Source organism: Vibrio sp. S12_S33 (assembly GCF_963889785.1).
Lineage (GTDB): Bacteria > Pseudomonadota > Gammaproteobacteria > Enterobacterales > Vibrionaceae > Vibrio > Vibrio aestuarianus.
The window spans coordinates 1-18906 of sequence record NZ_CAWPQZ010000038.1 but is presented as its reverse complement, the minus strand read 5'-3'; the positions used below and the strand labels follow the sequence as shown (position 1 = coordinate 18906).

At 41.8% G+C, this 18906-nt stretch carries 18 protein-coding genes and 2 pseudogenes; 10 read left to right on the top strand and 10 right to left on the bottom strand.

Annotation, left to right across the window (positions count from 1 at the left end; genetic code table 11):
- Positions 1 to 14: 14 nt before the first annotated feature.
- Positions 15 to 3170: a chitinase C-terminal domain-containing protein gene (locus tag AACW06_RS15105; RefSeq protein WP_192075698.1), complete on the top strand. Its 3156-nt coding sequence runs from the start codon at positions 15 to 17 to the stop codon at positions 3168 to 3170.
- A gap of 72 nt (positions 3171 to 3242) precedes the next feature.
- Here the strand turns inward: AACW06_RS15105 and glgC are convergent.
- From glgC to AACW06_RS15085, 4 genes and pseudogenes are all read right to left on the bottom strand, one after another.
- Positions 3243 to 3575: pseudogene (gene glgC / locus AACW06_RS15100) on the bottom strand (glucose-1-phosphate adenylyltransferase); the annotation flags it as partial.
- A gap of 214 nt (positions 3576 to 3789) precedes the next feature.
- Positions 3790 to 5694 carry a sensor domain-containing diguanylate cyclase gene (locus AACW06_RS15095; protein ID WP_192075697.1) on the bottom strand — a complete coding sequence of 635 codons (1905 nt, stop codon included), beginning with the start codon at positions 5692 to 5694 and terminating at the stop codon, positions 3790 to 3792.
- Between the two features lie 176 nt (positions 5695 to 5870).
- Positions 5871 to 6395, bottom strand: coding sequence for a hypothetical protein (locus AACW06_RS15090; protein ID WP_192075696.1), 525 nt, complete (start codon positions 6393 to 6395; stop codon positions 5871 to 5873).
- A gap of 135 nt (positions 6396 to 6530) precedes the next feature.
- Positions 6531 to 6908: a YgiW/YdeI family stress tolerance OB fold protein gene (locus tag AACW06_RS15085; RefSeq protein ID WP_192075695.1), complete on the bottom strand. Its 378-nt coding sequence runs from the start codon at positions 6906 to 6908 to the stop codon at positions 6531 to 6533.
- Between the two features lie 157 nt (positions 6909 to 7065).
- On the opposite strand from AACW06_RS15085, the gene AACW06_RS15080 reads away from it, so the two are divergent.
- The 4 genes from AACW06_RS15080 to modC are packed head-to-tail and all read left to right on the top strand — an operon-like array spanning position 7066 to position 11119.
- The gene (locus AACW06_RS15080; RefSeq protein WP_192075694.1) at positions 7066 to 8532 is read left to right on the top strand and encodes a cobyric acid synthase; all 1467 of its coding nucleotides are present in this window, start codon (positions 7066 to 7068) and stop codon (positions 8530 to 8532) included.
- Positions 8533 to 8560: 28 nt separating this feature from the next.
- Positions 8561 to 9334 carry a molybdate ABC transporter substrate-binding protein gene (modA, locus tag AACW06_RS15075; RefSeq protein WP_192075693.1) on the top strand — a complete coding sequence of 258 codons (774 nt, stop codon included), beginning with the start codon at positions 8561 to 8563 and terminating at the stop codon, positions 9332 to 9334.
- Positions 9315 to 10016 carry a molybdate ABC transporter permease subunit gene (gene modB / locus AACW06_RS15070; protein ID WP_192075692.1) on the top strand — a complete coding sequence of 234 codons (702 nt, stop codon included), beginning with the start codon at positions 9315 to 9317 and terminating at the stop codon, positions 10014 to 10016. The genes modA and modB overlap by 20 nt, the downstream gene beginning before the upstream one ends.
- The gene (modC, locus tag AACW06_RS15065; RefSeq protein WP_443263580.1) at positions 10010 to 11119 is read left to right on the top strand and encodes a molybdenum ABC transporter ATP-binding protein ModC; all 1110 of its coding nucleotides are present in this window, start codon (positions 10010 to 10012) and stop codon (positions 11117 to 11119) included. The genes modB and modC overlap by 7 nt, the downstream gene beginning before the upstream one ends.
- Positions 11120 to 11214: 95 nt before the next feature.
- On the opposite strand, the gene AACW06_RS15060 is transcribed toward modC, so the two are convergent.
- A complete protein-coding gene (locus tag AACW06_RS15060; RefSeq protein ID WP_192075690.1) occupies positions 11215 to 11652 on the bottom strand; it encodes a DUF3069 domain-containing protein in 438 nt (145 codons plus the stop codon).
- Positions 11653 to 11788: 136 nt separating this feature from the next.
- Here AACW06_RS15060 and AACW06_RS15055 point away from each other — a divergent pair, with 136 nt between their 5' ends.
- Positions 11789 to 12775: a GGDEF domain-containing response regulator gene (locus tag AACW06_RS15055; RefSeq protein WP_192075689.1), complete on the top strand. Its 987-nt coding sequence runs from the start codon at positions 11789 to 11791 to the stop codon at positions 12773 to 12775.
- Positions 12776 to 12865: 90 nt separating this feature from the next.
- Here the strand turns inward: AACW06_RS15055 and AACW06_RS15050 are convergent, their stop codons facing one another.
- Positions 12866 to 13033, bottom strand: coding sequence for a GGDEF domain-containing protein (locus AACW06_RS15050; RefSeq protein ID WP_337923492.1), 168 nt, complete (start codon positions 13031 to 13033; stop codon positions 12866 to 12868).
- 126 nt (positions 13034 to 13159) lie between these two features.
- Here AACW06_RS15050 and AACW06_RS15045 point away from each other — a divergent pair, with 126 nt between their 5' ends.
- Complete coding sequence (locus AACW06_RS15045) at positions 13160 to 13408, top strand: DUF3297 family protein (RefSeq protein ID WP_171981150.1); 249 nt, start codon at positions 13160 to 13162, stop codon at positions 13406 to 13408.
- 179 nt (positions 13409 to 13587) lie between these two features.
- Here the strand turns inward: AACW06_RS15045 and AACW06_RS15040 are convergent, their stop codons facing one another.
- The 4 genes from AACW06_RS15040 to AACW06_RS15025 all read right to left on the bottom strand — a co-directional run bounded on the left by AACW06_RS15040 (position 13588) and on the right by AACW06_RS15025 (position 17092).
- The gene (locus tag AACW06_RS15040; protein ID WP_192075688.1) at positions 13588 to 13920 is read right to left on the bottom strand and encodes a PBPRA1643 family SWIM/SEC-C metal-binding motif protein; all 333 of its coding nucleotides are present in this window, start codon (positions 13918 to 13920) and stop codon (positions 13588 to 13590) included.
- A 158-nt stretch (positions 13921 to 14078) separates the two neighbouring features.
- On the bottom strand, positions 14079 to 15683 hold the full coding sequence (locus tag AACW06_RS15035; RefSeq protein WP_443263567.1) for an ABC-F family ATPase: 1605 nt from the start codon (positions 15681 to 15683) through the stop codon (positions 14079 to 14081).
- A gap of 170 nt (positions 15684 to 15853) precedes the next feature.
- Positions 15854 to 16138, bottom strand: coding sequence for a hypothetical protein (locus AACW06_RS15030; protein WP_192075686.1), 285 nt, complete (start codon positions 16136 to 16138; stop codon positions 15854 to 15856).
- 531 nt (positions 16139 to 16669) lie between these two features.
- A complete protein-coding gene (locus AACW06_RS15025; RefSeq protein WP_053312065.1) occupies positions 16670 to 17092 on the bottom strand; it encodes an organic hydroperoxide resistance protein in 423 nt (140 codons plus the stop codon).
- Positions 17093 to 17237: 145 nt separating this feature from the next.
- Here AACW06_RS15025 and AACW06_RS15020 point away from each other — a divergent pair, with 145 nt between their 5' ends.
- From AACW06_RS15020 to AACW06_RS15010, 3 genes and pseudogenes are all read left to right on the top strand, one after another.
- Positions 17238 to 17681 carry a MarR family winged helix-turn-helix transcriptional regulator gene (locus tag AACW06_RS15020; RefSeq protein ID WP_192075685.1) on the top strand — a complete coding sequence of 148 codons (444 nt, stop codon included), beginning with the start codon at positions 17238 to 17240 and terminating at the stop codon, positions 17679 to 17681.
- Positions 17682 to 17810: 129 nt separating this feature from the next.
- Complete coding sequence (locus tag AACW06_RS15015) at positions 17811 to 18326, top strand: lipocalin family protein (RefSeq protein ID WP_192075684.1); 516 nt, start codon at positions 17811 to 17813, stop codon at positions 18324 to 18326.
- 8 nt (positions 18327 to 18334) lie between these two features.
- Positions 18335 to 18642: pseudogene (locus tag AACW06_RS15010) on the top strand (EAL domain-containing protein); the annotation flags it as partial.
- Between the last annotated feature and the right edge of the window lie 264 nt (positions 18643 to 18906).

Genomic DNA, 18906 nt, shown 5'->3' with positions numbered 1-18906 from the left:
AGGAAAGAATAGCGATGAACCTACCAAAGAGAAAAGTGACATCGAGAGTGTTTACTCTTAGCACTTTGACCGCCTCTTGTTTAATGGCCTTCAATAGCTACGCAGCGATTGATTGCGACCTCATTGCTGCGTGGGATGCTAGTACGATATACACTGGTGGCAAGCAAGTTCAACACCAAGGTGTGGCCTACCAAGCAAATTACTGGACACAAGGTAATGATCCAGCCAATTTTTCGGGGGACTATGCGCAATGGAAAGTGCTAGGTAGTTGTGCAACTTCCGGTGGTGATGTCAATAAATTACCAACGACCAACTTAACCTCTCCACTAGCTAGCGATGTAGTGGCTAACGGTGATGCCGTTTTACTTAGCGCTGATGCAACTGACAGTGATGGTAGCATTGCACGCGTTGAATTTTCTGTTGATGGGGCGATAGTTGCTATCGTAACTTCGGCACCTTACCGCACGTCTTGGACAGCCATCGCTGGATCTCATGAGGTCAGCGTGATCGCCGTAGATGATAAAGGGGAGGCGAGCGCGAAAAGTGCGGTGACACTAACGGTGGAAGAATCACAACTACCGGGTAATCAACCGCCAAGCGTTGATATGATCATTTCAGCAACGTCAGTTGATGTTGGGGGCGCTGTTACTTTAACGGCAACGGCTGCTGACATTGATGGTAGCGTTGATAAGGTTGATTTCTTTGTTGCAGGGGCTCTAGTCGGTAGCGCAACAACAGCGCCTTATTCGTTAGATTACGTTACAACTAAAGCGGGAAGCGTGGCAGTATTTGCCCGCGCTACAGATAATTTAGGCGCAACCACGGATTCAAATTCAACCACACTCACGGTCAAAGGTGCACCAACAGCCAGCAATTGTCGCCCTGATGGGTTATATCAAACTGAAGGGGTCAATGTCCCTTATTGCTCTATCTACGACGAAGAGGGTAGAGAAAAAATGGGCGCTGATCACCCTCGTCGTGTGATTGGCTATTTCACCAGTTGGCGCGCTGGTGATAATGAACAAACCTCTTACTTGGTGAAAGATATCCCATGGGAGCAACTGACCCACATTAATTATGCGTTTGTTAGCATTGGCTCGGATGGCAAAGTGAATGTTGGTGATGTGAATGACCCCAACAATGCCGTGGTGGGTAAAGAATGGCCTGGCGTCGAAATTGACCCAAGCTTAGGTTTCAAAGGACACTTTGGGGCGCTAGCGACCGCCAAAAAGAAACACGATGTGAAAACACTGATTTCAATTGGCGGCTGGGCGGAAACTGGTGGTCATTTCGATACGAATGGTAGTCGTATTGCGGATGGTGGTTTCTATGCCATGACAACTAATGCAGACGGTTCTATCAACCATGCAGGTATTGAAAAGTTTGCTACTTCGGCTGTTGAGATGATCCGCAAATATCAATTTGATGGCGTAGACATCGATTACGAATACCCAACTTCAATGGCTGGCGCAGGTAATCCTGATGATAAAGCGATAATGGAATCTCGCCGAGCCTATTTGTGGGCGTCCTACCAAGAGTTGATGAAAGTATTACGTCAAAAATTAGATGAAGCTTCAGCGTTAGATGATCATCATTATATGTTAACCATTGCAGCGCCTTCTTCTGGTTACCTATTACGTGGTATGGAAACCTTTGATGTAACTAAATATTTAGATTACGTGAACATCATGTCTTACGACTTACATGGTGCGTGGAATGATCACGTAGGCCATAACGCTGCACTGTATGACACAGGTAAAGACTCTGAACTGATGCAGTGGAACGTTTACGGTACGGCTCAGTATGGTGGTATTGGTTATCTGAATACTGACTGGGCTTATCATTACTTCCGCGGTTCAATGCCGGCTGGTCGTATTAATATTGGTATTCCTTATTATACCCGAGGTTGGCAAGGCGTAACGGGCGGGGATAATGGTCTTTGGGGACGTGCGGCATTACCAAACCAAGCAGAGTGTGCACCAGGTACCGGTGAAGGTGAGAAGAACAACTGCGGACATGGCGCGGTTGGTATTGACAATATGTGGCATGACACAGACCAGAAAGGTAATGAAATGGGCGCAGGTTCGAATCCGATGTGGCATGCAAAAAACCTAGAAAAAGGAATTTGGGGTTCTTATGCTGAAGCTTACAAGCTTGACCCAGTTAATGACCCTGATGATAAATTTGTTGGTTCTTATACGCGTCACTATGACAGTGTTGCCGTTGCTCCTTGGTTGTGGAATGCAGAAAAAGGTGTGTTCTTGTCAACGGAGGATAAAGAATCGATTAACGTTAAGGCCGATTACGTTATTGACAAAGAGATTGGCGGTATTATGTTCTGGGAGTTGGCGGGAGATTATAGCTGTTACATGCTTGATGCTAACGGCAATAGAACCAGTATCGATACAACGGAACAAGCGTGTACCTCGGGCAATGGTGAGTATCATATGGGTAATACCATGACCAAAGCCATTTATGAGAAGTTTAAGTCAGCAACACCATATGGAAATCAATTGGCGACCACGGCTATTGCCAACGAAAGCGTTGATATCACGGTTGCGATTGGTGGGTTTAAAGTTGGCGATCAAAATTATCCCATTAATCCTAAAATCACCTTCACTAATAATACCGGACAAGAGATACCTGGTGGCACTGAATTCCAATTTGATATCCCGGTTTCTGCTCCTGATAATGCTAAAGACCAATCTGGTGGTGGTTTGAAAGTAATAGCGTCAGGGCATACTCGTGCCAATAACATTGGTGGTTTAGATGGAACTATGCACCGTGTAGCGTTTAGTTTACCAAATTGGAAATCGTTACCTGCCGGTGGCATATACGAGCTTGATATGGTGTATTACTTGCCAATCTCTGGCCCTGCAAATTACAGCGTGAATATTAACGGTGTTGATTACGCCTTTAAATTTGAACAACCGGATTTACCTGTCGCTGATCTTTCTTCAGGTGGAACTGGTGGCGAAACGGGAGGAGAGACTGGTGGTGGCAGTACCGATCCTAGCAATGTCATCGAATGGATTCCAGGTTCAACGCAAGTGAAGTCGGGAGATGTGGTCATTTATGACGGCAAATGTTTTATTGCGAAAAACAACCCAGGAGTATGGGAGTCGCCAACGCAATCAAACTGGTTCTGGGATGAAACAACCTGCCCTTAACTTTGATAGTGTAGAGTAAAGTAATAATAAAGCCTTAGTATTTGCTAAGGCTTTGCTTTTTAGTCGGTTTTGTCAGAATTGATAACTTTCCGGTACAACTACGATACCTTTCTCCGAGATATGAAAACGCTGTGCATCTTCTGCGCGGTTCAGTCCTATTTTTGTATTCGGTGGCACTTTTACATGCTTATCAATAATGCAGTTGGTCAGCTCACATCCAGCTCCTACCTGTACATCATCGAATAAAATGCTATCAACAACAGTCGCACCATCATCAATTCTTACATTAGAAGATACAATTGAGTGCTGGACTGAACCGCCAGAGTTGACTACACCGTTGGCAATAATTGAATTGATAAAAATACCCTCGTTACCGGTGGCAGAAGATACAGTACGAGCGGGGGGGGGATAGTCGAGAGCCCATACCACCTGCTAACACGACTGTTAATGTGTCTTGTATCTTATTTCTCCCTAAATATGTGCAATTCATATTCCATCATAGAGAGTGGTACAATTTTCGAGCCACAATGAAAAGTTAATCTAAACAATAGGTTAAAAATCTAATACTGTATTGCTGCACAAAATTAGAGCAATATTTTTTTGAGGCGAACTGAGTATGCTAAGCGAATTGACCCATTTCAATGCTTGCTAAAACGGATACGAGGTTACGTCCTGACGTTTTCGACTCATATAAAGCAATGTCTGCTCGTTTATACGCATCTTCGGGTTTCTCTGTAATGTCTGTCACCCCGATGCTGATTGACACATTTCTTTTATGGTTTAAGTGAACGGCAACGCGCAAACGATGCATGACCAATTCAGCTTCTGTGAGAAGCGTATGCGGCATAATAATGGCAAATTCTTCTCCGCCGATTCGAGCAAGAAAATCGGTTTCTCTTAAATATTCTTTCAGCTGCCAGGCAACGGAACGTATGATTTTATCGCCTTCAGCATGCCCGAGCTTGTCATTGATTCTTTTGAAGTGATCGATATCGATAATAGCGAGGCATGACTGCTCACAATTTGGATAACGTTTGACGCGCATGCATTCCGAACGAATTTCTTGGTCGAATTTTCGGCGATTCCAAATATTGGTTAATGAATCTTTTTCACTAAGCTCGCGCAGTCTATCTTCTAACTCTTTGCGATGGCTGATATCGACAAACGAGGCAACGTAAAATTGAATAATACCAAGCGTATCTCGAATGGTTTGAATCCGAAGGATTTCCGTTTGCAAAGAACCATCTTTACGTTTGTTAACGACTTCACCTTCCCATATTCCTTCATCTTGAAGAACTTTCCACATATTCATGTAGAACTCTTGGTTGTGTCTACCAGAAGAAAAAACGGAAGGTTGTTTTCCTCTTACCTCTGCTAATGTATAGCCACTAATTCGTGTAAATTCGTGGTTAACTTTAATGATTCGGTTATTGCGATCAGTAATGACCACAGCTGACATACCATTCATCGCTGCTCTAGCTAATTTACTTTCAATACTGTTTTTATCGTGGTGGGCATTCCAACGAACACACAAGCCAGAGATAAACATCACCAATAGTGCCACAACGATCGATTGGAACTGTATTGTCATGTGTTGTTCATTAACTAACTGGTTTATGGTTTGTACATCTAATGTGCGGAGTAAATAGAGAGAATCCATGCCGGGAAATACACTTTCCAGTGGAACTGAAATAAAGCTGTATCCAGTACCGTTATCTGTGATGTTGCCGGAATGGTAAAGTTGCATTGCCTGCCATAATTTCGGTGCTAGTGCACTTATATTGGTGGAATGAAAATCGACAGAATCATCACTTAATAGCAGCGTTGAATCTTCTGCGTGTATATAAGTACCATCTCGCGCAATAATGTCAGGACGCACTAATGTATCTAAATTATAAGCCAGTCTTTTATTAAGATGTTCAATACTTAAATTGGCAGTGAAATAGCCTTGCCTTTTGCCATCAAAATCAATGGGCGCAATAATTCTAAAGACAAGCTGCTTGGGAGAGACTAATTGACTATTCTCCATCTTTTGGTTAATGCCAAATACACTGATTTGATTTGGCGGCAGACTTTGCGCATATTGGAAATAGTCACGATGTGATTTGTTTTGTAGGCGGTCTTGGGGTACAACTTCGGTAACATTGTTTTGCTGATTGACTCGAACCAGCTCGTTACCTGATGCATCAAAAAGCCTTAAGCATGAGTATAGATTTTGTACTCTGGTGCTGAGTACCCAGAGATCTTGTAAGGCTTCAATATTGAGTTCTATTGGATCACGCAGTGCATTATATAGCATGCCATTGGTAGAAAGGACTTCAGTCGATTCATAAACGTTGCTGATCGCAGCAAGCAATTCGTGCTTATGGTATTCCAATTGGGAATGGTTTTTTTGTTCGATCAACTGCAAAGTCTGTTGCTGGGTTTTGTCGAATTCATGCACAAAGTAAAGTAGAGGCACAATCCCTAATACGGCACAGACAAGTAACCATTGGGCTAAATATTTATATAATGAACGAAACATAACGGTACGCATAAGTTATTGAGTGCATAGTATAGCGTTGCCATTTGAGATGTCGCTTCCATATTTCTCAGTTCGTGGAGTAGGTCAAATTTAGCGGCCAGTAATTGACAGGAAAATGAGTGAGCTTGAAGCAGTAAAAAACTAGCGCACCAAATATAAAGTGCACCAGTTTGGATTTAAAATTGGAAACGGACACTCATGGTGATTTGAGGGCCATAAACGCCATTGTTTTTGGTTTCTGCACTGAGTGATAATTGTTCGGTAGAATGGAAACGTACACCCGCACCAAATACGGAACGTTTATCATTCTTCCCAAGTTTAAAACTAGCTTCGAGTTGGTTTGATAACCAGATACGACTGCCAATATTAAATTCCATTTGAGTTCCGCTATCTCCACCTTCTTCATCGGTTTGCTTTATATGGTGAATAAGCAACTGTCCGAATACATCGGCAAATTGATTGATTGGCCCATTAAAACCAATACCACCTGCGGCATCCCAATCACCGTCAAACCGAGAATCATAACGAGCGATAATGTGTGTATTTTCAGTCAATAAGGTACTGAATTCGACGCCAGAAGATTCAGGGTTTACTGCGGTTCTCACTTCAAAAAAGTTATAACTAAAATTATTTGCTTGCGCTGAAAAAGAAAGAACAGATGCCAACCCGACTAGGCTCAGTGAGTACGCTTTTTTATACATGTACGCTTCGTCCTGAATGATGTAAAACAAAGGAATTAAGATACAACAATGGCCTGCAAATTACAGGCCATTTTATTAAAAATTAGCGCTTTATTGTTATTTATCAAAAACAAGAAGCCGCGAATCTAAGAGATTCTAGAGTATTTGCACTTGATCAACTTCGATTTCAGGGGTGCGACCGCCTTCATACTCACCAAACAAGCGCACTTTAGTTTCTGCATTAATAGGTGCTTCCAAGTGAATATCATCATCCAATTCGACTTGAATCTCTCCTTTACCATCGCTAAAGATAAACTTGTCGTGTCGAATTTGACGAATTAACTGCCCTTCAACCACAACGTGCTTTTCGGTAAACATGCTGGTGTCTTGCAGTAATGATTCTACTGAAGTTAATTCAATGGGCCCACTGTAGTTAATGGCGGTGTTATTTTGGTTTTTATGGTGATCACCTGCGAAAGCAAAAACAGGAGCAATTATCATCGAAGCGGCTAAAGCTAGTGTGGTACGTTTCATTATCTATTCCTTTATCGGTTTGCTGTTTTGATGATGTGATTAGAACATGTTGATTTTGAATGAGAACTGAGGGCAGTATTAATATTCCATTCATCTTGTTGAGTGAAGTGTGGCTGTGGCGGTATGATTGATGTCAAATTTATTGAATAGAGTTCGTATGGAATCGACATTAAAGTCTTTAATGGTGCAAGGCACGACGTCAGATGCAGGCAAAAGTGTCTTGGTGGCAGGTTTGTGCCGTGTTTTATTGCGTAAAGGGGTAAAGGTTGCCCCATTTAAGCCACAAAACATGGCATTAAACAGCGCCGTAACATCTGACGGTGGTGAAATCGGTCGAGCGCAAGCGGTGCAAGCCCAAGCGTGCGGAATTGAGCCTTCGGTACATATGAACCCTGTGCTGCTTAAGCCTAACTCGGATACTGGTGCACAAGTCATTTTGCAAGGTCGAGCTCTATCTAATATGGAGGCGAGCGGCTACCACGATTATAAAAAAGTGGCTATGGAGACCGTTTTAGATTCTTTTGCACGGCTACGTCATGAGTACCAAAGTGTCATGATTGAAGGTGCAGGTAGCCCAGCAGAAATTAATCTACGCGAAAATGATATTGCGAATATGGGGTTTGCAGAAGCTGCTGATGTGCCGGTGATTATTGTTGCTGACATTGACAGAGGCGGTGTCTTTGCCCATTTATTTGGCACTTTGGCTCTTTTATCTGAATCGGAACAAAACCGCGTACAAGGTTTTGTGATTAACCGCTTTCGTGGCGACCTTGCCTTACTCCAATCAGGCCTGGATTGGCTCGAAGAAAAAACAGGTAAACCGGTCATTGGCGTGTTGCCATATTTGCACGGGTTTGACTTAGAAGCTGAAGATGCAATCACCAATAGCCAAGTCTTAAATGAAGATGTAAAACTGCGTGTGGTGGTGCCTGTCTTCACTCGCATTAGTAACCATACCGATTTTGATGCGCTGCGTTTAAACTCAGATATTGATTTACGCTATGTCGGAAAAGGGGAACGACTAGACAAGGCGGATTTGATCATCCTGCCGGGAAGTAAGTCGGTGCGCGCGGATCTTGATTACCTTCGTACACAAGGTTGGGATGTTGATATAAAGCGTCATTTAAGGTTTGGCGGCAAAGTACTAGGCATTTGTGGCGGCTATCAAATGCTTGGCCATACGATTAGTGACCCATTCGGTGTTGAAGGTCTGCCAGGAGAAAGTAAAGCACTCGGGTTATTAGATATGACCACGGAATTGACCGCTGAAAAGCAGCTCACCAATGTGCAAGGTGAACTAATTTTGCCGCAAGGAAAAGCACAGGTGTCGGGTTATGAAATCCACGTTGGACGCTCCACTCCTATTGCTGTGCCTTCATCAGCCATCATAAACTTGAGTTCAGGAAAAAACGATGGTTTGCACAGTGACTGCCAGCAAGTGATGGGCACTTATTTACATGGTATTTTCGATAGTTTTGACGCCACAGATCTGATTTGTCGCTGGGCGGGGGCACGAAGTATCCAGTATTATGATCATGTTGCACAAAAAGAGCAGGCGATTGACCGTATTGCAGATGCAATTGAAGAGCATTTAGATTTAGCACTATTGTGGCCAGATTTGTGAATGTAATCAGATGAATAGGTACACTAAAATGAGAAAAATAATCGCGTTAGCGACGGCACTCTTTTGCTGCGCCAATGTACTAGCGCAAGAAAAAATCACGATTTACGCTGCTTCGTCGATGACTAATGCTGTGAATGAACTGATTGACTCTTATCCAATGCAATCGGATGTAGAATTAGTTTCTGTTTATGCTGGTTCTGCGGCATTGGCGCGTCAAATTGAACAAGGTGCTCCCGCCGATATTTTTATCTCAGCTAACGATAAATGGGTGACACATTTGATTAAAAAAAACGTGATTGATCGCCATGATGTGTCCTTATTGGCGGGGAACCAGTTGGTGTTGATCGCGTCCAATTCATCGCCACTGAGTACATTGGCTGCTCATGATGTCAATGCTTGGTTGAGCGCGCTTGACGGCTCTCGTTTGGCTGTGGGTAACGTAATGTCGGTTCCTGCAGGTATGTATGCTAAAGAAGCGTTAACTAAGTTGAATGTCTGGTCGGCATTGTCGTCAAAGTTAGCCCAAACCAATAATGTGCGACTAGTTCTTGCTCTAGTGGAACGGCAAGAAGCTGATTTAGGAATCGTTTATAAAACCGATGCACTAATGAGTAACAAAGTAAAAGTGATTCATGAATTTGCCCCACAATTGCACAGCGCTATTCATTATCCTCTGGTCAAAATCACCAACAAAGAGGGCGTCGATATGCTTGCACGGTATCTGCAAAGCGATGAAGTAAAACAAATACTGCAAAAGCATGGCTTTCGCGTAGCGATAGGAAATGAAAAGTTTGCTCTCTGAATATGAATGGTTCGCTTTACAATTGAGCCTAAAAGTGGCGCTTTACAGCGTGGTTTGGTTATTGCCTCTGGGTTTATTGTTGGCGTGGATACTCGCGAGAAAGCAATTCTGGGGTAGAAGTGCGCTAGACAGCTTAGTTCATTTGCCACTAGTTTTACCACCAGTCGTCATTGGCTATTTATTGTTGATGAGTATGGGGAAGCAAGGAGTTATCGGGCAATGGCTCGATAAATGGTTTGATATTAGCTTTAGCTTTAGTTGGCGAGGTGCAGTATTGGCTTGTGTTGTGGTCGCATTACCGTTAATGGTTAGAGCAATTCGACTCAGTTTAGAAAGTGTTGACCCTAAATTAGAGCAAGCGGCGCGAACGCTTGGCGCCTCGCCGTTTAAAGTTTTTGTCACCATTACTTTACCATTGACGTTACCGGGAATAATAACGGGTACTATGCTCTCTTTTGCCCGTAGTTTAGGGGAGTTTGGTGCTACCATCAGCTTCGTTTCTAATATTCCTGGTGAGACACAAACCCTACCATTGGCTATGTATAACTTTTTAGAAACTCCAGGAGCAGAAATGGAAGCTGCGAGATTGTGCATGATATCGATAGCGATTGCTTTAGCGTCTTTGTCTGTTTCAGAGTGGATTAGCCGCAAAATGAAGCTGCGTTTGGGAGCACCATCGTGAGTCAACTAAAGGTTCGATTTAACAAGTACTTAGGTGAAGTTCGGTTAAATGTTGACCTTATCCTTCCCGGATCAGGGATTTGCGCTATTTTTGGCCGTTCAGGAGCCGGTAAAACATCGTTAATCAATGCCATCAGTGGCTTAGTTGAACCAGATGATGGTGAAATTGAAATCAATGGACACTTAGTTTATAGCAGTAATAAGAGCATTAACCTTCCCGTTGAACAGCGTAAAATTGGTTATGTGTTCCAAGAGGCGCGTTTGTTTCCACACTATAGCGTCAAAGGTAACTTAAACTATGGCGTCAAAGTGAATGATGCCGGCTATTTTGCCGTTATCACCAAACTGTTGGCATTAGACAATTTGCTTGAGCGTTACCCGCATGATCTCTCCGGGGGAGAAAAACAACGCGTGGCGATAGGCCGTGCATTGTTATCCAAGCCGGATGTGTTGCTGATGGATGAACCACTGGCTTCGCTCGATCTTCCGCGTAAAAGGGAGGTGATGCCGTTCTTGGAAGAGTTGGCGAAAAAAGTAAAACTGCCTATTCTTTATGTCACCCATAGTATGAATGAAATTTTACGTTTGGCGGATCATCTGGTGGTTATTGAGCAAGGTAAGGTGGTGACAAGTGGGAATATTGAACAAGTGTGGTCATCAAGTCACATGCGGCCATGGCAATCCTTCTCTGAACAAAGTAGTTTGTTTTCCGCGCATATTTACCAGCAAAATCAGCACTATGCACTCACACAAGTTGAATTGGCTGACACGGTTAAGCTGTGGGTTCAACATGTTGAAGGCGAAATTGGTTCCTCAGTTCGGCTGCAAATACGTGCTAATGATGTTTCAGTAACGCTTGATAAGCCCAGTCGTTCTTCTATTCGTAATATTCTATCTGCGAAGGTGAGTCAAATTGAAAAGCAGCAACAAGGTGCTAGTAAAAAAAGTATCGCAATACAACTAGAGTTGGCCGAACAATGCTATTTATGGGCCACAATAACGGAGTGGGCGCTCGATGAACTGCAACTGGAAATTGGAACTGATGTTTTTGTGCAAATTAAGGGGGTGAGTGTATCTCAACGCGATATTGTCTTTACTCACTAAGTGTAATTTTATATAGATGTCGTTACCCACAGGACAAAGTAAAAAGCCGCCAATATGAATGACGGCTTTGGTTTATTGAATTAAACTTCAAGCACTTATTTTGCAAATACTTCTTTAAAGTCACGCTTTAGGATTGGATCTCGGCGTGCTTTCTTGATCTGCTTAACCATGTCTTTAACGCAGTTGTGCAGCACTTGGTCAAGAAGTTGCGTGCGGTATTCTTCTTTGTCCTGGTCACTCATCTCTTTTGGTAAGTTCAGTGTTGGAAATTCTTCCATCACATTAACACCAGCAAAAGCTTGGCTGACAGAAATTAACGCATGGAATTGTTCAAAATTATCCAATACGTTTTGGGCACTGGCAGGTAGAGAACTCCAAGATTCACGTACAGCTTCTTCAGATACTTCATGTATAGACGTCACCATGTAGTACATCGCTTCTGGTACTTGGTCAAATTCGATTACTTGACGCAGTTCTGGTGAAATGGTTTCTAAGTCCACTACAGGTTGCTCGGTTTGGGTTACTTCAGACATGAAGGTATCTCTTTAGGGTAAAATGACATGCTAAAAATTTATGGCGAAAAGTCAATATTGTGTGCAAAATTAATCGATAAAAGTGGATGAATCTGTGTTATACGTAGACACATAGATGAAAACAGGTGGAGTTGTGATGAAAAGTTCGGGTTCTTCAATGAGGGTCTTGCTGGTTGATGATGTACAACTCGATAGAATGCAGCTCGCTATTCGTCTCAAACAACTGGGTCATTGCGTAAAAGCGGTGAGTAGTGGTCAAGAGGCTTTGGATATCTATTCTCAATTTGATCCCGAGTTAGTGTTGCTTGATATCTCAATGCCAGAGATGGATGGTTTTGAAGTATCACAAAAAATTCGCGAGCAATATCATGAATGGGTGCCAATCATTTTCCTTAGTGGCCATGATGATCCGTCGATGATCGCCAAAGCTATCGACGTTGGTGGTGATGATTACCTCACCAAACCGGTAGATAAATTAGTGCTCAATTCTAAATTGATCGCTATGCAGCGTATAGCAAATATGCGACGAGAATTGAAGCATGCGACAGTGAAACTCGAAGAGCTCAACAAAGTATTGCAACAGCAAGCAAATGAGGATGGGTTAACTCAAGTTTTTAACCGACGTTTTATGGATGACAAGCTTAAAGAGATGATTAGCCTACATGGTCGACACCACTTTCCTATCACGATGATTTTGTTAGATGTTGACCATTTTAAACTGTTTAACGATAACTATGGTCACATCGAGGGTGATAAGTGCCTTATTACCCTAGCACAAATGGTGGATGAGTTATTTTCCCGTACCGATGAATATGTAGGACGCTATGGCGGTGAAGAGTTTGTGGTATTAATTGGTCATGCAGACATTGAGCAGGCCCAAATTGCCGCTCAGCGTATTCAACAGGAAGTTGAAAATATCCATTATCCTCACGCTTATAGTCAAACAACAGATCATGTCACGGTTTCACAGGGTGTTATAACGTTCATCCCGAAGGGAAATGAATCAATTGTATCGATTTATTGCTTAGCCGATGAAGCTTTATACCAAGCTAAACATCAAGGAAGAAACCGCTTTATCGTCGCTGATGTTACCGACAAATTGCTAAGTATATCGACAACGTAATTCTTTACCCACCGATGGGCTCTATTCTTGAATTAAAAATGGTGCACAGCAGTGTTCCTGAACATTAAACAGAGTTAATTAGGTTTTATGTCATTTAGACCCAATAGCAACGCGAAAACAGTTTTTTCCTGATTTTTTCGCTTGATACAGCGCTTCATCTGCACGACGAAAAGTAGTGGTTTTTAGCGCCTCTTGATGAAGTGCTATTCCGCTGCTTACTGTAACTGAGCGTCTAATACCGAAGTTGTGCTGTGTAATAGATTGGTGAAGTTTTTGCTCTTGGGTTTCTAAGCCCAGTCAACTTGTCGCTTAGTTAAGTGTCTAGTATTGCTGGTGCAGTTCAGTCTACAATAGCGCACTTTTTACATACTTCAGGTTATGAATATGAGCGACACTAACGCTAAACCAGCTTTACCAGATCACCTTGCTGGCAACCCTCGCAGTCCATATCATGTGGCAGAGTGCTTTGAGCACCATATTGGTATTCGTCTTAACGGTAAAGAACGTACAGACGTTGAAGAATACTGCATCAGTGAAGGTTGGGTAAAAATCCCTTCACCTAAAGCGAAAGATCGTTTCGGTCAACCAATGCTGATTAAACTGAAAGGTGAAGTAGAAGCTTTCTATAAATAAGTAGAATTTACGGCTATCTATACCCAAACCACTTCAAGTAGAAGGGGGATAATGCAATACATGGGCTTTTTGTACATCATGTATTGCATTTTTAGAGCGGAAAATATCTGCTATTGATGGAAGTCTGCGCAAAGGTAGCCAACAAACACCGCAGCCGATTCAAATAGGAAAGGTATAATTTAAGCGCAGCATTTCTTATATTTTTTGCCACTACCACAAATACATGGATCATTACGGTTAGGTTTTTTTTCAAACGTAATCGTCTTGGGTTTATTAAGCAGTGTATCTAGCTCAACGGTATTTTCCTCTCTCCCAGTATCAACAACAATATTGGCAATAATTGAATGTTCAGAGACGAGTTTTTCAATTTCAGCTTTTCGCTTTTCAGTCTTTACGACTACAGAAATCGGAGATTCTTCAGTTCCAGCCTTAATGTCACGGTTTACATTGTAGCCAGAAAGAACATGGTTTTGACGCGTTTCTATACGACCTTTGAAAAATAATTTAGACATTGTTTACTCATTAATATTTAAGGCGATTGGCCTGACATGATGACTATATACAGTCATAGTGAGTACAGATATAAAGCATCGTACAAGATATAAGAAACGCCATTGATCTTCTATGTGATCAATGGCGTTTTGTTAATGTTTTTAGTTAAATAGGTTACTTAGGCTACCGTCAACATTTTTAATTGATGAGAAAGGTATTCATCATATGTACCTTGAAAATGAACCAGTTGTTTGTCTTTTACATCAATAATTGAGGTAGCAAGAGACGAAACAAATTCACGGTCATGGCTGACAAAAATCAATGTGCCTTTGTAAACTTTAAGCGCGTTGTTCAGCGCTTCAATGGCTTCAATATCCATATGGTTGGTCGGTTCATCCATGACCAGCACATTGATATCTTGCATCATTAACTTGCCAAACAATAAGCGGTTCTTTTCACCACCGGAGCAGTTTTTGGCTTTTTTATTAGCATCGTCAGCGGTGAATAGTAAGCGGCCTAAAATGCCTCGCACCATCAAGTCATCATGTTTGGCTGTGCGCCATTGTGAGATCCAATCGAAGATGCTTAAATCGTTATCGAAATCAGCGGTACTATCTTGAGGACAGTAACCGATAGACGCATTGTCAGACCATTTAACTGTACCATGAGTTTGTTCTAGTTCTTTAACAAGACAGCGTAACAAGGTGGTTTTACCAACACCATTTTCGCCAATTACCGCTAAACGAGTGCCAGCTTCAAGCAATAAATTTCCGTTTTCAAATAATAATTCGTCACCAAATGCATGACTTAAATCTCGCAGTTCTAGAGCTTGGCGATACAACTTTTTACCTTCACCAAAATCGATCGATGGGCTAATTCTGCTGCTTGATTTGACTTCATCGAGTTTGATTTTATCCATCTTCTTAGCACGAGAACTTGCTTGTTTTGCTTTTGATGCGTTCGCACCAAAGCGGTTGACGAAATCTTGTAGTTCATTAATTTCTGCTGTTTTTTTCGCATTGCTCGCTAACAATTGCTCACGAATCAAGCCCGATGCTTCAAGGAAATATTCGTAGTTACCTGGGTAGATACGTAACTCACCGTAATCGATATCTGCCATATGAGTGCAAACTGAATTCAAGAAGTGGCGATCGTGCGAAATAATGATCATTGTACATTTACGTTGATTTAGCTCTTCTTCCAGCCAATTGATGGTATGAATATCCAAGTTGTTGGTCGGTTCATCTAACAGCAGGATATCTGGATTGGCAAAAAGTGCTTGAGCAAGCAGGACGCGCAGTTTCCAACCGGGAGCAACTTGCTGCATTAGGCCAAAATGGAACTCTTCTTCAATACCAGCTTGCAGCAAAATATCACCCGCGCGACTTTCTGCTGTGTAGCCGTCCATTTCAGCAAATTCGCTTTCTAGCTCGGCGACTTTCATACCATCAGCTTCACTCATTTCAGGCAGAGAGTAAATTCTGTCACGCTCTTGTTTGATTTCCCAAAGCTTACGGTCCCCCATGATCACTACATCGATTACGTTGTATTGCTCGAATGCAAACTGATCTTGGCTTAACACGCCCAATTTTAGTCCCGGAGTAATAGAAACGTTACCTGAACTTGGCGCTAACGCGCCACTAAGAATTTTCATGAACGTTGATTTACCACATCCGTTGGCTCCAATTAAACCGTAACGGTTACCGTTACCAAATTTAGCAGAAATGTTTTCAAATAAAGGCTCGGCGCCGAATTGCATGGTGATGTTAGCGGTAGATATCAACGAAATATTCCTAGGCATTAAGATTGGTCTATCACGGTTTGTGTGATGCCAAATCAACAAAATTTAAAGAAAGAATGAATAGCTGGCGGATTATACATACTTATTAAGCAAATGACAGATGTGAGATGCGGGTCACGAAAAAGTAACGACTCAAATCTTCTGCAGTTGACTCAGTTAGAGGGGTCGTAAATTCTTTCCATTGGTATAGAGAGTGGAGGGGCTTGATCCCTTGAACCAAGCAGCATCATCTCTTCCTGTTTATAGATCATTTTAAGTGTGTCGATTTTGCTGATTAGCGTTTCAATATCTGTTTTTAGGGATTGGTTTGATACAACGTAACGCATACCTGACTGCGCACAGTGTCCATTTAATGAGCGCCATTGTTGTTCCTGCTGAGTAACGGCTGCATAGCCTTTTTCTAACTCTAAGTGTTCCTTCGTAAGAGAGAGCTGCATATTCTGCGTCGCCAAAATATGGCTTTCTAGTTTTTCATTGAATGCAATTTTTGAGGGTGCCAAAGGGCATGTAGTTCATCTTGTGTAAACTCTTTATGCAAGAAGATGTGTTGCTTGTAAATCAGCAGTAAATTATTAAATGACTCAGCATGTCAATTATACCAATCATCCACTCTTTGTTGTGAACTTATCGTCTGGTTCCAAACCTGTTCGCTACATAACTCACCTCTAGCATCGAAAGATATGACTAAAACGGCAAACATTGACGTTATTACATAGGTGGTATCCCGTTGCATAAAAGTTGGCTCATTACTAACCCCAAAATGAGTGTATATACCCAAACAACTTGAAGTTGCAGCCAGGGAAAGCCATAGGTGATGATTTGTTGACGCTTATATGCAAAGAAATGAAATTAAGTGCATAAAAACAAGTGGGGCTATTAGTAAAAATGCGATACAGAGTATATCGTTATCAAATAGAAAGAAGGCCAGAACAATATTCGGAGCCTTCTTTCTACGTGTTCTCATTTAATCAAAGTGTTACGCCGTTCACCGTTAGTTGTACATCGATATTTCCACGTACCGCGTTTGAGTAAGGACAAACTTGATGAGCGGTATTAACTAAAGCGATAGCTTGTTCTTGATCTAATTCCAATTCGACAGATAGGCTAACTGTTAAGGCGAACCCCCCTTTATCGTTTGGACCAATACCAATAGTTGCGGTTGTTGGTGCTGATTTAATGGCTACTTTCATTTCACGTGCAACATGCAAGATCGCGTTTGAAAAACACGCTGAGTAACCAGCAGCAAATAACTGTTCTGGGTTAGTAGCTTCGCCAGTTCCCCCCATTTCTTTCGGGTAGCTCAAGGCCAAAGATAATTTATTGTCATCGGTAGTAACTTGGCCATTACGACCTGCTAATGCGGTTGCTGATGTGGTGTAAAGTGCTGCCATGATTGTTCTTCCTTTTGTAATATTGATACACTTAAAATTGCTGGCAATTATATTGCACACAATCTTTGTTGGAGTGATACTAATTGAAAGTTTGAGAGTGTGCAAGTATATTGTGCACAATTAATATTTGTTGTGAGTAATAGAGATGGATAAATCAACACAAGACGAGTATCTAAGTTTGGATAATCAAGTCTGTTTTGCGCTTTACAGTGCTTCTAATGCAATGGGAAGGGCATATCAACCGCTACTGAAAACACTTGATCTGACATACTTGCAGTACATAGTGATGATGGTGCTCTGGGAAGAACAGTCAATCAATGTAAAACAGCTAGGTCGTAGGATACACCTAGATTCAGGGACTTTGACGCCATTGCTAAAACGTTTGGAAACGAAAGGGTATGTAAGCCGAACTCGTAGCCAAGAAGACGAACGGATTAGAATTATCTCAGTCACTGAGCAGGGTACCGAATTACGTGAAAAAGCAAAAACAATACCTGTAGAGATGATGGGGATGTCTAAGATGAATATTGAAGAACTTATAAAACTGAAAAGCGACTGCGAAAAATTACTTGCAAATCTTACTGCTTGAACTCACTTACTCACTCGTTTTCATAGTAAGTTGTTATATTCAAAAATCAAACCATCGGTAGTGTGGCAATGCAGTGGTATGTATTTAATGTTTGCTCTCTGTCAATGATACTTAATAGGAGATGGTAGCTTGAAGAAAATATTATTAATGATTAGTACACTAGTACTTAGTGGCTGCTTAGGTATGCCAGACTCGGTAAAACCGGTGGCCAATTTTGAGCTCGATAACTATTTAGGTAAATGGTATGAGATTGCCAGGCTTGATCACTCTTTTGAAAGGGGACTGACTCAGGTAACAGCAGAGTACAATCTTAGACGCGATGGTGGTGTCCTGGTACTGAATAGTGGATTTTCTCAAGCTAATAACGAATGGCAAGAGGCTGAAGGTAAAGCCTATTTTGTGAATAGCGATTCAGAAGGCTACCTAAAAGTCTCTTTTTTTGGACCATTTTATGGTTCATATGTTGTATTTGAATTGGATGAGAAGGATTATCAATATGCGTTCATTTCTGGACCCAATACAGATTATTTGTGGCTTTTGGCAAGAACACCATCTGTAGAACCTGAAGTGATTGAGAAATTTATCGATATGTCTCAAGAGCGTGGTTTTGATACTTCAAGCATCATTTTTGTTGATCATAAATAAGTGGGTTTGGTTTTAAAACAGCGACTGATGATTTTGGCTCTGGTTATTCTGGACTTAATCTACTTGCTGATTTCCAAACGGATATTATTAAATTAGACATGGGACTGGTGTGCGATATACATCAAGATAAACGCGTCAATTCATCGTTAAGCATTGCTTAGCAATATTCAGCGATCTAAATATAACCCCACTGGCTGAAGGTATTGAAAAAAGAGAAGAATTCGTTTGGTTAATGGAAGCTGGCGTAGATTTAATGCAAGGGTACTTTTTTGCTAAACCAGGTTTTGAATCGTTACCTGAGGTAACATTTGCTTGAATTATAAAGATGGTTGATGTTGCTCTCTATCATTGATGAGAAAGAACGTAGCTTACATTGTTATTTGATTCATGAAGAAAAAAGCCCAGTTGCCACCAATAGGATTGGGCTTTTTTGTCGATGGATGAATATTTACATGTACTAATTCAGACCTGATCTGACAGTTACCCACTTTTCGACTTGGTGCCTGTCAGATTATATCTGGGCTAGATTCTTTTCAGCCCAGATTGATTTCCCATCCTCTAATGTTTCTATCGGCGTTCT